This window comes from Kibdelosporangium banguiense, from assembly GCF_017876405.1.
Lineage (GTDB): Bacteria > Actinomycetota > Actinomycetes > Mycobacteriales > Pseudonocardiaceae > Kibdelosporangium > Kibdelosporangium banguiense.
The window spans coordinates 6774651-6790533 of record NZ_JAGINW010000001.1; the positions used below are offsets into that span (position 1 = coordinate 6774651).

General features: G+C 66.0%; 8 protein-coding genes. 5 read left to right on the top strand and 3 right to left on the bottom strand.

The genetic code is table 11. The features are described from left to right. Positions 1 to 118: 118 nt before the first annotated feature. The 4 genes from JOF56_RS31505 to JOF56_RS31520 are packed head-to-tail and all read left to right on the top strand — an operon-like array spanning position 119 to position 4995. Positions 119 to 1981 (top strand): glycoside hydrolase family 127 protein, encoded by a 1863-nt coding sequence (locus tag JOF56_RS31505; RefSeq protein WP_209643094.1) that lies wholly within the window; start codon positions 119 to 121, stop codon positions 1979 to 1981. Positions 1982 to 1992: 11 nt separating this feature from the next. Then, positions 1993 to 3282: an ABC transporter substrate-binding protein gene (locus JOF56_RS31510; RefSeq protein WP_307855343.1), complete on the top strand. Its 1290-nt coding sequence runs from the start codon at positions 1993 to 1995 to the stop codon at positions 3280 to 3282. Between the two features lie 2 nt (positions 3283 to 3284). Next, positions 3285 to 4160, top strand: coding sequence for a carbohydrate ABC transporter permease (locus JOF56_RS31515; protein ID WP_307855344.1), 876 nt, complete (start codon positions 3285 to 3287; stop codon positions 4158 to 4160). 1 nt (position 4161) lies between these two features. Beyond that, positions 4162 to 4995 carry a carbohydrate ABC transporter permease gene (locus tag JOF56_RS31520; protein ID WP_307855345.1) on the top strand — a complete coding sequence of 278 codons (834 nt, stop codon included), beginning with the start codon at positions 4162 to 4164 and terminating at the stop codon, positions 4993 to 4995. 53 nt (positions 4996 to 5048) lie between these two features. On the opposite strand, the gene JOF56_RS31525 is transcribed toward JOF56_RS31520, so the two are convergent. The 3 genes from JOF56_RS31525 to JOF56_RS31535 all read right to left on the bottom strand — a co-directional run bounded on the left by JOF56_RS31525 (position 5049) and on the right by JOF56_RS31535 (position 12444). Continuing rightward, entirely contained in the window at positions 5049 to 5903 is an 855-nt protein-coding gene (locus JOF56_RS31525) for a hypothetical protein (RefSeq protein WP_209643096.1), read from the bottom strand. An 81-nt stretch (positions 5904 to 5984) separates the two neighbouring features. Then, a complete protein-coding gene (locus JOF56_RS31530; protein ID WP_209643097.1) occupies positions 5985 to 8426 on the bottom strand; it encodes a glycoside hydrolase family 127 protein in 2442 nt (813 codons plus the stop codon). After that, positions 8419 to 12444, bottom strand: a complete 4026-nt coding sequence (locus tag JOF56_RS31535) for an Ig-like domain-containing protein (RefSeq protein WP_209643098.1) — start codon at positions 12442 to 12444, stop codon at positions 8419 to 8421. The genes JOF56_RS31530 and JOF56_RS31535 overlap by 8 nt, the downstream gene beginning before the upstream one ends. A gap of 452 nt (positions 12445 to 12896) precedes the next feature. Here JOF56_RS31535 and JOF56_RS31540 point away from each other — a divergent pair, with 452 nt between their 5' ends. Next, positions 12897 to 15881: a glycoside hydrolase family 3 protein gene (locus JOF56_RS31540; RefSeq protein WP_209643099.1), complete on the top strand. Its 2985-nt coding sequence runs from the start codon at positions 12897 to 12899 to the stop codon at positions 15879 to 15881. Positions 15882 to 15883 lie beyond the last annotated feature (2 nt).

Here is a 15883-nt window from a genome sequence, read left to right on the forward strand (position 1 = left end):
CCACGGCGGTCGATCCATCTTTCGATCAGGATACGACATGGCTGGCTCTTGACAGCCCAGGCGCGGCGTCCTAACTTCCGAAAGCGTTTTCGGAACGTTTCGGCAGAGAGGGTGTCTCGTGTCTGAAGCCAGTCCGGTTGTTCCCTCGCAAGGCGTACTGCGGCCCATCCCCATCACCGATGTGAGCCTGCGCGAGGGGTTCTGGGGCGAGCGTCAGGCACGCAACGCGAGCAGCACGATCGACCATTGCCTGAACTGGGTCCGCCGGGCCGGTTGGATCGACAACTTCGCCGCCGCCGTCGCGGGCACGCTGCCCGAGGCCCGCCGCGGCCGGGAGTTCTCCGACGCGGATCTCTACAAGCTGATCGAGGGGATGGCCTGGGAGGTCGGCCGATCGGGGACCGAGCGGCTGGACAAGGAGCTGCTCGGTCTGGGTGAGCTGATGGCCAAGGCCCAGCACCCCGACGGGTACCTCAACACCAAGTTCGGCCATGCCCGCTACAGCGACCTGGAGTGGGGGCACGAGCTGTACTGCTACGGCCACCTGATCCAGGCCGCGGTGGCCAGGCTGCGCACGACCGGGGAGGACGAGTTCACGGCCGTGGCCCTGCGTGCGGCCGACCACGTCTGTGCGGAGTTCGGCCCGGCCGGGCGTGTGGGTGTCTGTGGCCACCCGGTGATCGAGACGGCGCTCGTGGAGCTCTACCGGGTCACGGGCCGGCAGCGATACCTCGACCAGGCCCGGCTGTTCGTCGACCGGCGCGGGCAACGCACCCTCGCGGACATCGAGTTCGGCAGGCGCTACTTCCAGGACGACGTCCCGGTCAGGCAGTCCGAAGTGCTGCACGGGCACGCGGTCCGGGCGCTGTACCTGGCGTGCGGGGCCGTCGATGTCGCGGTGGAGACCGGCGACACCGACCTGCTCGCGGCGGTGATCCGGCAGTGGGAACAGACCGTCGCCACCCGTACGTACCTCACCGGTGGCATGGGATCCCGCCACCAGGACGAGTCCTTCGGCGAGGCTTTCGAGCTGGCGCCGGACCGTTCGTACGCGGAAACCTGTGCCGCGGTGGCTTCGGTGATGCTGTCCTGGCGGCTGTTGCTGGCCACCGGTGAGGCACGGTTCGCCGATCTGGCCGAACGCACCCTGTTCAACGCGATCGCGGTGTCACCTGACGAGAACGGCACGGCGTTCTTCTACCGCAACACGTTGCACCAGCGGCGGTTGCCCGGGATTCCCGCTGTGGACGAGGAAAGCCCGCGTGCGGCCGCGGGGATGCGTGCGCCTTGGTACGAGGTGTCCTGTTGCCCGACCAACATCTCCCGGATGATGGCCAGCATCGGCGGTTACGTCGCCACTGCCGATTCGTCCGGCATTCAGCTGCACCAGTTCACGGCCGCCGACATCCGGACCGAAGTCGCCGACCTGCAGGTCGACACCGCCTACCCCGAGGCGGGCAAGGTGGTCGTCCGGATCAGGCGGACCGTGGAGCACGAATGGGCGCTGCGAATCCGGGTGCCTGCCTGGGCGACGGGTGCACACCTGCGCGTCGGCGGTTCGCGCCGTCCGGTGGCGCCCGGGTACGCGCAAGTCCAACGGCGTTGGGAGGTAGGGGATCGCGTAGTGCTGGACCTGCCCATGACCGCACGGTGGACCCGGCCGGACCCCAGGATCGACGCTGTGCGCGGATGTGTCGCGGTCGAACGCGGCCCGGTGGTCTACTGCCTGGAGTCCGTCGACCAGCCGGACGCGGACCTGGAAACCTTCTCTGTGGTGACAACGGACTTACCCGAACCGACCGGGACAGCATTGTCGGTGCCCGCCCAGTACTCGCGTTTGCCGGACCGGCCGTGGCCGTACGGCGAGACAAGCGCGATGGAAGAACTGTCCACCACGGCTCTGTTTGTGCCGTACCACATGTGGGGCAACAGAGGCCCCAGCACAATGCGGGTCTTCGTACCCGAGCACCCGCCCCGATGAAAGGAGGACCCGTGCGGACCAGATGGCAACGAGGCTCGGCCCGGCGGGTGGCCGCCACACTGGCGGTTCTTGGTCTCGCTTTGTCCACAGTGGCCTGTGGGCAGGACGGCGCTGCGGAAGGGGGCGGAGCGACCGGACAGACGCTGTCGATCTGGACGCGAGCAGCGACCGAGGCACAGACACGCGCCTTCGTCGAGGCGTACAACAAGCTGGGGCGTAACAAGGTCGAACTGACAGTCGTGCCCAACGACAGCTACCTGCAGCAGGTCTCCACCGCCGCGGGCGGGCGCAACCTGCCCGACGTGCTCGGCGCGGACGTCGTCTACGCTCCGAACTTCATCAAACAGGGATTCTTCCAGGACGTCACATCCAACGTTCGGGCACTGCCGTTCGCCAGCTCTTTGGCCAAGTCCCATGTGGACGCCGCGACCCAGTCCGAAAAGGTCTACGCGGTCCCGCACACGCTGGACGTCTCCGCGATCTTCTACAACAAGGTGCTCTACCGCAAGGCCGGGCTGGATCCGGAGAAACCGCCGGCCACCCTGGCCGAGATGGCCGAGCACGCCGCCAAGATCCAGCAGCTGGGCGGCGGGGTGAGCGGTTCGTATTTCGGCGGGAACTGCCCAGGCTGCATGCTGTTCACGATGTGGCCGTCGATCTGGGCCGACGGCGGTGAGGTGCTGTCGGAGGACGGGACCAAGGCGCTGCTGGACGGCTCGCAGGCGAAGGACGTCTTCGAGGTTTACCGCAAGATGGCGGCCGAAGCCGTGGTGCCGGAAGGTGCCCGCCAGGAGAACGGCAACACGTGGGTGTCCACTTTCGCCACCGGCAGGATCGGTGTCGGCCCGATGGGCTCGACCATGCTGCGGCTGATGAACGAAGGGCCGGAGCTGGAGATCGGTGTCGCGCCGATCCGGGGGACCAAGGGCTCCGAGTCGACCTTCGTCGGCGGCGACGTGGTCGGTGTGTCCTCGACGTCCAAGAAGACCGCGGCGGCATGGGACTTCATCTCGTGGACGCTGTCGGATCAGGCACAGCTGGACGTCCTGGCGGCCCGGGGTGACGTGCTCGCCCGCACCGACCTCGCTGCCAAGGCGCCCGCGGACAAGCGCGTGGCGGTGTTCAACGAAGTCGTCAAGAAGGGACGGACTCCCAAGGCGGTCAACTTCGGCGCGACCTTCAACGACCCGCAGGGGCCGTGGCTGGCGATGATCCGTGGCGCGGTCTTCGGCCCGGACCTGCCCGGCGCGTTGCGGGACAACAACCCGAAGGTCACCGCGCTGCTGAGCGGTAAATCCTGATCGTGCGTCGAATCCGCCGGGACGCCGGCGTCGGCTGGGTACTGTCGTTACCGGCAGCCGTCGTCGTCGGCGTCTTTTTCCTTGTGCCGCTCGGCCTGGCCGTGTGGATGTCGCTCAACGAATGGCCGCTGCTGGGCGACCCGACCTTCGCCGGTGCCGACAACTACGCCGCGATCGCCGAGGACGAGCTGTTCGCCGACGCGATCTGGTTCACGGTCAAGTACACGATCATCACCACGGTCGTGCTGTTCGCGGTCGCGTTCGGGCTGGCCTTGCTGGTCCAGCACTCCCGGCCGGGCGTCGGGCTGATGCGCACGGCCTACTTCCTGCCCGCGGCGGTCGGGCTGGCCGCGGCCAGCCTGTTGTGGTTCGCGTTGTACAGCAACGACGTCGGGCCGTTGAGCGACGTGCTGATGTGGCTGGGGATCGTGGACAAGCCCGTGCAGTGGCTGGGGACGCCGGACAGCGCGCTGTGGTCGACAGTCCTGATGGTCACCTGGCGGTTCGCCGGGTTCCAGATGCTGATCCTGATGACCGGCCTGCAGTCCATCCCGGTCGACGTCTACGAAGCGGCCCGGATGGACGGCGCGGGCTGGTGGCGCACGATGCGGTCGATCACGTTGCCGTTGATGCGTCCGACCATCGCGCTGTTGCTGGTGCTGTCGATCACCGGATCGCTGCTCGCGTTCGAGCAGTTCTACCTGCTCACCGGTGGTGGCCCGGACAACTCGACGGTGACGGTGGTGATGGTGCTCTACCGGCAGGCGTTCCGGCTGCTCGACCTGGGCGTGGCGGCTGCGATGTCGGTGGTCGTGCTGATCGCCCTCATCGCCGGGAACGTGCTGCAGCTGTCCATTGTGCGCAAGGGAGGGGAGTGAGGTGGCCGGTTCCCGCGTGGTGATCCGGATCAGGAACACCGCCCACCTCACCACAGGTCTCGCGCTCGCGATCCTGTTCGTCGCGCCATTGGTGTGGACCGCGTGGTCGTCAGTGTCCGGTCCACGGGCAACCGGTGGCACAAGCGGCTTCGGCGACGACAACTATCAGCGATTGCTGGGCTATGGCGCAGGATTGTGGACGTACCTGGCCAACAGCGCTGTCGTCGCAGTGTTGACTGTGGCCGGGACGTTGTTCGTGTCCGTGCTGGCGGGCTACGCACTCGCCCGGTTCCGGTTTCCCGGTCGCAACGTACTGTTCCTCGCGACGCTGGCGATCATGATGGTGCCGTATCCGACCATCCTGATCCCGTTGTACGTGATGCTGGGCTGGCTCGGGCTGCAGAACTCGTTGCCCGGACTGGCGATCGTGCTGATCATGTTCCAGCTGCCCTTCGCCATGTTCATGATGCGCAACTCGTTCGAGTCGGTGCCCCGCGAACTGGACGAGGCGGCACTGGTCGACGGAGCCGGCACCATCCGTGTGCTGTGGTCGGTGCTGCTGCCTGCCGTGGTGCCAGGCATGGTCACTGTGGGACTGTTCGCGTTCCTGGCCTCATGGAACGAGTTCATCGCCCCGCTGATCTTCCTGTCCGACGGCGACAAGTACACCCTGCCCACCGCGCTCGCGGCGATGCGGTCCGGCAACTTCGGCGCGATCGACTACGGCGCACTGCAGGCAGGCATCGTCGTGTCGGCGATCCCCTGCATGATCCTGTTCATCCTGCTGCAGCGGCACTACGTCCGCGGCTTCAGCTCAGGTGCCTTGAAGGGCTGAACGGCACAGGGCCTGCGGCAGGCTGCCGCAGGCCCTGTGCTCAGCGGATCGGATCAAAGGCCGTACCGGTTCTTCAGGTGCCGCCAGAAGTCCCGGAACATCCACTTGTCGAACTCCGTGATCTGGGCGGCGCTGCCTGCCTTCATCAGGAAGCAGCACTGGCCGGTCGGTGTCCAGTCGTAGAAGTCGTCCAGGCCGAACGAATGGCCCATCTCATGCAGCAGGATATGGATGTTGTCGTTGTTGAGCGAGTTGACGTAGTACTCGCTGCCGATGCGCTGGCCCCAGTCGCCGCCGAAGCCGCCGCCCAGTCCGGCGGTCAGCCACAGTGACATGTCGTAGTGCCGGGCCACTCCGCCTGGGCAGCGGGGGTATTGGCCGTTCTGGTTGAAGAACCGGCCGCAGCCCTCGGAGCACTGGGGTGCGTTCTCACGGATGTCGCCGACATAGACGTCGACCGAGTTGTCAGTCCACTGCAGAGTGCTGCGGTTGCGTACGGCCCAGCCGACGACCTTCACCGGGACGTCGCGGTACGGCCAGTTGTTGTAGCCCTGGCCGTTCTCCAGCTGCACGTCCATCCACTTCTTGAACTGGCGGGCCAGTGCACTGTGGATGCGGTCGCGCAGGGCCGCGGAGACCGGCTGGTTGGAGTCCCAGCGGACGCAGTAGTTGATGTAACCGCGGTTGGCCATGACCTGGTCCCAACCGTAGTTGCGGAAGCCGTACAGGTTCGGATACGTGCTTTCCACATGCCGCCACACCTCGTCCAGCGGCCGGACGAGGTTCGACGGCGGGGTCCATTGGTCCGCGGCGATGATCGATGCCGGCGATTGCTCGGCGGCGACGGCAGGGGCAGGGGGAAGCGCCAGTACTACAGCCATGGCAAGCAATGCTTTGCGTAGAAACATGTCGTGTCCTCAGGTGTTACCGCGCGCAGGGGTCGCGCCCTGAATGGTGAGCTGTTACGGGAAGGACAACCTCCTCTCGCCTCATGGCAGGGCTGTGATCTCCGACGCGGTCAGTGCCCGGCTGTACACGCGGAACTCGTCCACGGCACCGTCGAGCAGCGGGTCGCCGGAGTACTGTGAGCGGCCGACCCAGTTCTGGGTGGTACTGCCCAGGTCAGCCGGCCGGATGGTCATGTTCGTGTTACGGGCGGCCTCCGTTTTGCCGATGTACAGGATTGCGACGTTGCCGGAGTGGGTGACCGCGATGTGCGTCCACGTTCCGGCAGGCAGTGCGGCCGGGCCCGAGATCTGTTGCTCACCACCGGAACCTGAGCTCGTGATGGCGAACCGTGCGGTCCCGGAACCCGATTGGGGCGTGAAGAACATGTACGAGCCGGTTCCAGCACCGAAATCGAAGACACGGGCCCAGCTGGCGACCGTGTCCAGCCGCACCCACGCGGCCACGGTGTAGGCGGTGGCTCCGGCGAGGATGCCGGACGGCAACTGGACGTGACCGCCGTCCAGGCTCAGGGCGTTGCCCTGGCGGCCCGCGACCCGGCTCACCGCACCGGAGATCGTCGCGGTCTTCCCATTGCCGGTCGCATCGGCCACTGTGGTGCCTGATGTCTCATTGAACTGGTAGTGCGCAACGAATGCGGGCAATGGAGGAGTGGTCCCGATCCGCCAGTACACGGTGTACCGCTGGCCGTGCATGGCGTAGAACGGCAACAGGTTGACCGATCCGGTACTGGCCGACGCGGTGAACCGCAGTGGTGTGCCGGTGGTCCGGATCGAAGCGGGATCCAAGGTGGGCAACGAGGAAAGGTTCGTCGTGCCGTAGGCCCCGGACAACACGATCGGCCCGTACCGCACGGCCTGAACGGTCGCGTCGTCGGGCGTGACCTCACGGTTCAACGCCATCGGCAGGTCGAGATCGAGGACGTCACCGCTGGCCCATGTGCGGCTGATCGTGGCGAAGGTCCCCGGCGTGACCGGCACGTTCTGGGCCGTGCCGTTGAGCCGGATCTGGGCCCCGCTGGTCCACGACGGGATCCGGAGCCTGAGGTCGATCTGCCCGGAGCCGGTGAACGTCAGCCTGGTCGTGGCGGACTCGGGATAGCTCGTCTCCTGGCGGATCGTGATGCCACGGCCGGGCCAGCGCAGCTCGGAGGCGATGAACAGGTTGACGTACAGCGTGTTGCCGGTGAAGAAGTAGATGCTGTCGACGTACTTGGTGTTGCTCTCCATCCCGGTGCCGTGGCAGCAGGTGAAGTTGTCGTAGTCGTTGCTGTACGTCTTGATCCCACCGGCCCGCAACGGGATGTAGTAGCTGTGGAAGCCGTGGGACGAACTCGGGTTCTGGGCGCCGAGGATGTGGTTGTAGAGCGCCTTCTCGTAGAAGTCCGCATAGGACGCTTGTGGGTTCGTGCGGAACAGCTGGCGGGTGAGCTTGAGCATGTTGTAGGAGTTGCAGCACTCCGCGGTGTTGTCGCTCAGCTCGCTCGCGATCCGGCCGGGCGCCTTGAAGTACTCGCCGTTGGAGTTGCCTCCGATGGCGTAGGTGTGGTCCCGGGTGACGATGTTCCAGAAATTGGTCGCGATGTCGCGGTACCGGGTCTCGCCGGTGGCGTGGTACTCCCGGATGGCGCCGATCGCCTTGGGGATCTGGGTGTTGGCGTGGTAGCCGTTGAGCCGGTCCTGGTTGGCCGCCAACGGGTCGAAGATCTCGGCGTGGTCGAAGTACCGGGCCGCGGTCAGGTGATCGGGGTTGCCGGTGAGCTGGTAGAGGTTGGCCAGCACCTCGTTCATCCCGCCGAACTCGGTGTCCAGCATGTTCTGCCGCTGGGTCTGCGTGAGCCGCTCGTTACGCCGTTTGACCCACCCCGCGAAGGCCGTCAGCACGGTCAGGGCCTGCGCGTTGCCCGCGAGCGTGTGCATGTCCAGCAGCCCGGCCAGGATCTTGTGCAGCGTGTAGTACGGCGCCCACACCTGCTGGCGGGCCTCCACCCGGTCGATGAAGCTCTCCGGGAAGGCCGAGAGATAGCCTGCGGAGGACGCTCTCGCCTGGCACTTGGCCAGTTCCGCGACCAGATAGTCCCCTTTGGACTTGAACTCGGCCCGTCCGGTGTTCGCGTACGCCTGGGCCAGCGCGGTCAGCACGTGTCCCATCGAATGGCCACGCAGTTCCGTGGTCGGTGACTCCCAGCCGCCGCACGGCGCTGCCGACGACGGCAGGCCGTAGTTGAGCCGGAACGTGTGCAGCAGCCGCTCGGAGTCGAGGAAGAGCAGGTAGCTGTGGGTGCGTGCGGCGTTGGCCTGGAACGGTCCGGACAGCAGGCTCACGGCCGTCAACGGGAAGGCATCGACCGAGACGCCTATGTCGGCTGCTTCCGCGGTTCCGGTACCCGCCGTTGTTGTAACCGTGGTGATGACCGCTGCGGCCCCGCCGGCGCGCAGGACGGTTCTCCGGCTGATCTCAGCCATTGGCTTTGACCTCCACATTCGCCTGTGCGGTCAGGGATGTTCCCGGCACCTGGCCGGTCACGGTGAACGTGCCCGGCTGGGCGTAACGCGAGGGATCGATCGCGGCCCAGGTGACGGTCGTGCTGACGTTGTCCTTGGAGCCGTCGTTGAACGTCGCGGTGACCGTGGGTGGCAGGACCGGGGCGACACCGGGCCTGGTGACCACGCTTTCCGGCTCGATGAACGTAATGCTGACCTGGTTGGTCGGGCGGACCCAGACAGTCGCGGTCGCGGGCAGCCCGGTGCCGTCCACAATGCCCTGGACGGTGAAGCTCGTGCCGCCGTTGGCCACCTGGGACTGGTCGATGGGCTGCCAGGTGACCGGCGAGTTCAGCCGGGCCCCGTTGGAGTAGATCTTGGTGACGGTGGCGGGCAATGTGGGTATCTGGCCCGCGAGGGTCGGCTGGTGCACGGACCTGACGCCGGCCGGTGTCTCGGCCAATGCCCTGAACTCGACCAGGCCGACTGATCCGGCGCCCGATGTGAGCACGGCCCGCAACCTGGTCGTCGTGACGCCCGGGAACGAAGCGTTGTTGAACTGGTTGATGGCCACCGGATACGAGCTGGGGATGTCGACGTACGCGCTGCCGTTCCAGTACTGCAACTTCCACGAGGCCGGCACGCGGACGCCACCACCGTCGTCGAAGAAGTACAGAGCCGCGGCGTTCAGGCGTTGCGGCTGGGACCACGTGAGCTCGGCCCACTGCTGCCCGGTCTGCGGCCACGTACCCCATCTCGGACTGTCGTTGGAGCTGCCTGGATTGATGCCGTCATTGATGGCAGGCAGGCTTTCCCACGACGAGGTGTACGACGCCGACGGTGTCGCGGATGTCGCCACGTTGAACGCACCGCTTGAGCCTTGTGTCACAGTCAGAGTGACCTGCGAGTTGGCTGAAGCGCTGCCGTCGCCGGCCGTCAACCGGAGGGTGTACGTCCCCGCCGCGCTGAAGGATGCCAAGGTCGTGGCCGCGCTGGGGGAGCCGAAGATGACCGTTCCCGGGCCGCTGACCTTCGACCAGGTACTGGTCAGCGTGCCGGACGGCAGGGCGTCGTCCTTCACCTTGCCGAGCAGCCGGGCCTGTCCGGGCTGGTTGAACGACGGATCCTGGCGCGCCAGGGCATAGGGTGCGGAGTTGGCCGCCGTCGGCGGGCTGCCGCTGCTGAAGATCTTCACCTCGGTCAGCCCGGTCTTCAGCCCTGGCTGGTGAGTCATCAGCACCCGGACACGTTGTGCCGTGATCGCAGGGAACTGGACCCGGTTGTAGTTGGATCTGGGTGCGGCAGGTGTTTTGGCCTGTCCGGGCACGGTGACCCAGTTGCTGCCGTTGAGGTACTGGATCTGGTACATCGCGGGCTCTGCGTAACCACCGGCTGCCCGGTCGTTGCGGAAGTGCACCCGGATGTCGTCGAACGTCTTGGCAGAGCCCAGGTTCAGCTCGTAGGAGTCCTGGGCGTTGGGCGATCCCTTGCTACCCCAGAACGGTTCGTTGATGGTGAAGCCGTCCACAGCAGCGGTCGTCGCTGTCCCGGAAGCGGTGTACGAAGCCGAAGCGGTCGCACCGGCGGCCAGGTTCGCGCCGCTGGAGGAGAGGTTGACGCCTGCCTTGGCGAACATGTCGACCATGCGGTCATCGTTCTGCACAACCTGGCTGGGTGCCTGCATACCGGATACCGGCGTGCTGAAGAGCACTGTCCCGGCCTGCCCGGGGAAGGTGACCGTGCCGGTCTTCGGATCCCAGACCGCCTGGGTCAGCCGGTCGATCGTCATCGCCCGGGTTCCGTTGACATAGATGGAATACCCCTGCGGCACGCCTGGGTACCGGGTCACGCCGTCGGCCGGGTCGTCCCACACGATCGTCAGGTTGTTGTTGCGGTACTTGAGGTTGTTGACCGTGAAGTGCGACCAGCCGATGTTGATGGGGGACAGTTCGACCTTGTCGTCGTTGCGCGGGCGCAAGCCCATCGCGTCCTCGACGATGGTCCAGTTGCTGCTGCCGAGCGTGGTGTGGTGGATCCAGGACCGGTAGTCGATGGTCTTGGTGTTCTTGTTCCAGTCGGCCCAGTACTCGTTGGAGTCCGGCCACCGGGTGTCGCCGTTGATGTACTGCGCCCAGGCGTTCCAGTACAGCAGCTTCTTGTACATCTCCGGGGTGATGTACGAGGTCGGGTAGTTGCGCAGGGCCGAGGAGTACAGCCGGAACTGCACGGTCGAGTTGATCTGGGAGAAGTTGTTGGTACCGGGATTGCCCGCGGCCGCCGCGGCGGCCTTGTCCCGCTGGTTTGCGGTGTAGAACGGGAACAGCGGGTACTCGTTCTCGTCGGCGAACAGCCGCAGGGCCTCGCGGTACTGCGCGGTGTTGGGCATCAGGCCGACCGAGTACGGGTAGAAGTTGTTGATCTCCTTCCACGGCACCAGGGCGTTGGTCGGCACGTGCCTGTGCTGCAGCACCTGCGCCTGGGAGTTCCACAGGACGTTGATCACCGCCTGCTGGATCCTGGTGGCGATGTCCCGCATCTCGGTGGCTTTGGCCTTGTTGCCGACGGCGTCATACGCTTGCGCGGCCGCGAGGGCGTTGCTGTAGACGTACGCGGACTCAGTGCGGTCCAGTCGCCCGGCCCGCCAATGGAAGGACACGGCGTCCGCGTCGTTGCCGGTCAGCGCGCCCCAGTCGTACTCGATCAGGTTGTTGCGGTCCTGGTCGTAGAAGTCCAACTGTCCCTTGACGTCCTGCTCGGCGTACCGGGCCAGGTTGCCCGCGATCGCGGGTTGTCCGCCGTGGACCTGGTAGCTGCGCCACGCCGCTTCGGAGATGTACTGGGTGTAGCTGTTGCTCCAGTTCTCCGGATCGCCAGGGTTGTCGGTGTAGCGGCGGTTACGCGACACCTCGCCGGCCGAGACCCACGGGCCGTACGAGTACATCGGGTTACGCAGGTACTTCAGATCGTCGATGAACATCGGCACGGTGAGCACGATGGCGTTGTTGTAGCCCAGCGCGCCCTCGACCGAAGTCGGGAACTGGAAGTCGTTGCCGGGGATGTCGGCGTCGAGGTAGTTGAAGCGCATCAGCCACCAGCGGTAGTAGATGTGCTTCTTGATCGCCGCATCCGGTACGTCGAAGTACGGGACATTGTCGGCCCACCAACGGTTGTACGCGCGGACATGGGTCGCGTAGGCGTCGGCCGGCGTGGCTGCCCGGTAGGACTGGTAGTCGGTCAGCGACGCGGGGATCTCCTCGGTCACGAAGCCCATGACCACTTTGGTCTGCACACTCTGACCCGCGGGCACGGTGACCGAGCGGGTCAGGTCGGTGCCGCTGACGGTGAACCCGTCGCCCGAGAGCCGGGGGAACACCGTGGTCAGCTTGTTCTTCGCGTCCACGATCCCGGTGAGCTCGTTGCCCTCGGCCGTCTTGGTGTACGGCGAGGTCGCCCGTAGCTGCAACGTCTGGGAACCGCTGCCGGTGTTGGTGATGGTCAGGTTGGTGACCGCCACGTTGTTGGCCGTGATGAACTTGCGCTGCTCGACCTGCAGGGAACCACTGGTGTACAAGCCTTTCCAGTAGCTCGGTGTCTGCAGCCGCTGGCCGGTGTTCTCGGTGAACGTGCCGGGGCTCAGGCTGATGGAGTAGGCGTTGCGGTTGTCCACGCTCTCCCAGTAGGCGACCTGGCCGCCGAAGCCGATCACGGCCGGGTCGTGGGTCTTCATGAACACTGCCCGGCCGCGGGTCATCAGCCAGGTGCCCGCCGGGTCGGAGCCCTGGCGGGCCAGGAGCCGGTCCATCCAGAAGTCCGTGCCCTGGCTCTCCTGGTCGTAGATGGCCCGCATCATGTCGTTCGGGGTGTAGGCGACCGGTGGGGCCGGAATGGTCGAGTTGCCGAAGGTGGGGTAGCCAATGGTCTGGGCCGCGGTGGCGGGCAGCGGCCCAATCACCGACAGTCCTAATGCGACGATGGCGGTCAAGGCTGCTGATCTGCGCATACGCGTCACTTCCCGGGTCAGGCGGAAACCAGGATGAGTGGGACCATGCCGAAAACCTTTTCGGAAACGTAGCCGCGTCGTTACCAGCGTGTCAAGATGGCGATACAGAAGAAAGAGGAGGCATCCCGAAATAGCCTGCCGAAAACTTTTCGGTAGCGCGCCGAGGGCCTCGCGTGTGCCGGGCCGGTCGATTGGTCTACCGAAGACTACGGTGTTGTGTCCCCAATGCCACATTGGGGACATCCAGTGCCCCCAATGCCACATTGGGGGCATGTGGCGACGGCATTGTCACGCTGGGTCGGCTCGGTTAACATCGCCGTGACGCTGATCGAATCGTTTCGACGGCCGGATACGTCAGGTGCGCGCTAATCGACCGGCTTGCGCCAATGGGAATTGCCGCCCGGTGTCGAAGCGCTTCGACCCTATCCCTCGGACGGCTCGCTGGAGTGCCCATGAGAAGAGCAGGTGTCCTCGTCCGTTTGCGCCGGTTATGGGTCCTCGTGACCGCGGTGACGTTGATGACGGGGCTCGCCGGCCCCGCTGTCGCCGACGAGCCGGGCGAGCTGCCGTTCCGTGATCCCAGGCTGCCGCTGTCCACCCGTGTCGAGGACCTGCTCAAGCGGCTGACCGTGGCCGAGAAGGTCTCGCTGCTGCACCAGTTCCAGCCGGCGATCCCGCGGCTGGGCATCCCCGAGTTCAAGACCGGCACCGAGGCTTTGCACGGTCTCGGGTGGACGACCGAACGGACGAACGGCAACGTGGTCACGGCCAACGCCACCGTCTTCCCGCAGGCGATCGGGCTGGCCTCGACCTGGGACCCGGCACTGATCAAGCAGGTCGGCTCGGTCGTCGGCGACGAGGCCAGGGGATACCACTCGCAGGACCCAGGGTTCTGGGGCCTGCAGCTGTGGGCGCCGGTGGTCAACCTGTTGCGTGACCCGCGATGGGGACGCAACGAGGAAGGCTACTCCGAGGATCCGCTGCTGACCGGCGCGATCTCCACGGCCTACGGGAAAGGCCTTTCCGGTGATCATCCCACCTATCTGAAGACCGCTCCCGTGCTCAAGCACTACCTGGCCAACAACAACGAGGTCCGTCGCGACACGACTTCCTCCAACCTGCGGCCCCGAGTGCTGCGGGAGTACGACGAGCAGGCCTTCAAGCCCGCGATCTCCGCCGACGCCGCGACCGGCGTGATGGGCTCGTACAACCTCGTCAACGGACGGCCTGCGACGGTCAACCCGGATCTGAACGACGTTGTCCGGAGCTGGACGGACAAGACGCTCTACAACGTCAGCGACGCGTCGGCGCCGTACAACCTGACTGGGTCGGAGAAGTACTACGCCACCAACGTCGAGGGCTTCGCGGCCACGATCAAGGCCGGGCTGGACAGCTTCACTGTCGACAACCAGCGCTCCGGGCCGACCATCGAGACCATCACCGCCGCGCTGTCCCAGGGGCTGCTCACCGAGGCCGACATCGACAACGCGGTCCGGCACGTGCTCAGTGTCCGATTCCGACTCGGCGACTTCGACCCGGACGGCGGTCCCTACGCCAAGATCGGCAAGGACGTGGTGAACAGCCCGGCACACCGGGCGCTGGCCCGTAAAACCGCCGGCGAAGCCATGGTGTTGTTGAAGAACGACCGCAACGCTCTGCCACTCGACCCCAAGCGCGGTGTGGCGGTCATCGGGCCGCTGGCGAAGACCCTGTACACCGACTGGTACTCGGGCGGACTGCCGTACCGCGTCACGCCACTCGACGGCATCAAGGCGCGTCAGGGCAACGCCATCGACACCGAGGCCGTGGACCGCATTGCGCTTCGTGAAGCCGGCACTGGAAAGTACGTGACCGCGGGCTCCGATGTGGACGGCGAACTGCTCAAGGTCAGTGGTGCGACCGTTGGTGCGACTGAACAGTTCGACGCCTTCGACTGGGGCGACGGCGTGCTGACTTTGCGCAGCGCCGCCAACAACAGGTACGTCGAACGCCAGAACATCGGCAACCCCACCAGCCCGTTCGCCAACCAGGCACCGCAGCCACGGGACTGGTTCGTTCAGCAGCAGTTCAAGCTGGAGGACGCCGGTGGTGGAACGGTCGTGATCAAGTACGTCGGTTACGAGACTCCGAACGACTGGGACGGCCCCAACAGCTACCTGACCGTCGCCGCGGACGGCACGCTGGTCCTGGGTTCCCCGAATGCCGCCGGTGCCGCCAAGTTCCGCAAGGAGCTGCTCAACTCGGGCATCGCCGAAGCCGTTCGCGCGGCCCAGTCGGTGGACACCGCAGTGGTGGTCGTCGGCAGCATGCCGTTCATCAACGGCCGGGAGGACCACGACCGCACCACAATGGCGTTGTCGGAAAGCCAGAGCGAACTGATCAAGGCCGTGCACAAGGCGAACCAGAACACGGTCGTGGTGGTGGAGAACAGTTATCCCACGACGCTGACCTGGGAGCAGCAGAACATCCCGGCGATCGTGTGGACCACACACGCGGGCCAGGAGACCGGCAATGCCCTGGCAGACGTGCTGTACGGCGATGTGAACCCCGCCGGACGGCTCACGCAGACCTGGTACCGCTCGGACGCCGGTCTGCCGGACATCCTCGACTACGACATCATCAAACGCGACCGCACCTATCAGTACTTCAAGGGCGATCCGCTGTACGCCTTCGGCCACGGCCTTTCGTACACGACGTTCCGTTACAGCGACCTCAGGGCGGGCCCCGTGAACGGTCCACAGGGGACGTTCGACGCGACGGTGAAGGTGACCAACACCGGGCGGCGTGCCGGTGACGAAGTGGTCCAGCTCTACACACACCAGCGCACCTCCCGCGACAAGCAGCCCGACCAGCGACTGCGCGCCTTCCAGCGGGTGCACCTCGAACCAGGGGAGACCAAGACGGTCCGGCTGACTGTGCCGGAGCTCAGGCACTGGGACGTCACCCGCGGCAAGTGGGTGCTGGAGTCCGCGACGCACGACGTGATGGTCGGATCGTCCGCTTCGGACATTCGCCAGCGCTCGTCGGTCCAGGTACGCGGCGAGGCGATCCCGCCGCGCAACTTGGCCCGTGACACCCGGGCGATCGACTTCGACGACTACTCGGGCGTCGAGCTGGTCGACGAGAGCAAGGTCCGTGGCGACGCGATCGGCGCGAGCGCGGGGGACTGGTTGCGTTTCAGCGACGTGAATCTCGGTTCCGGTGCGAGGACATTCACCGCGAAGACGGCCCGCGCCGAGGCAGGCGAGGCAGGAGTGGAGATCCGGCTCGACGATCCGGTCCGTGGCCGGTTGATCGGCACGGCCCGGATCTTGAGCACTGGTGACAAGTACACCTACACGACCAGCACCACGGCGCTGTCCGGCGCCAGCGGACGGCACGACGTGTACCTGGTGTTCAAGTCCGATTCGAGGATCAGCACCTTCTCTCTCAAGTAAGG

What these genes read in the sequence shown, in the direction of transcription:
- JOF56_RS31535 (WP_209643098.1), bottom strand. Translation starts at nt 12,444, where the DNA reads ATGCGCAGATCAGCAGCCTTGACCGCCATCGTCGCATTAGGACTGTCG.
- JOF56_RS31530 (WP_209643097.1), bottom strand. Translation starts at nt 8,426, where the DNA reads ATGGCTGAGATCAGCCGGAGAACCGTCCTGCGCGCCGGCGGGGCCGCA.
- JOF56_RS31525 (WP_209643096.1), bottom strand. Translation starts at nt 5,903, where the DNA reads ATGTTTCTACGCAAAGCATTGCTTGCCATGGCTGTAGTACTGGCGCTT.
- JOF56_RS31540 (WP_209643099.1), top strand. Translation starts at nt 12,897, where the DNA reads ATGAGAAGAGCAGGTGTCCTCGTCCGTTTGCGCCGGTTATGGGTCCTC.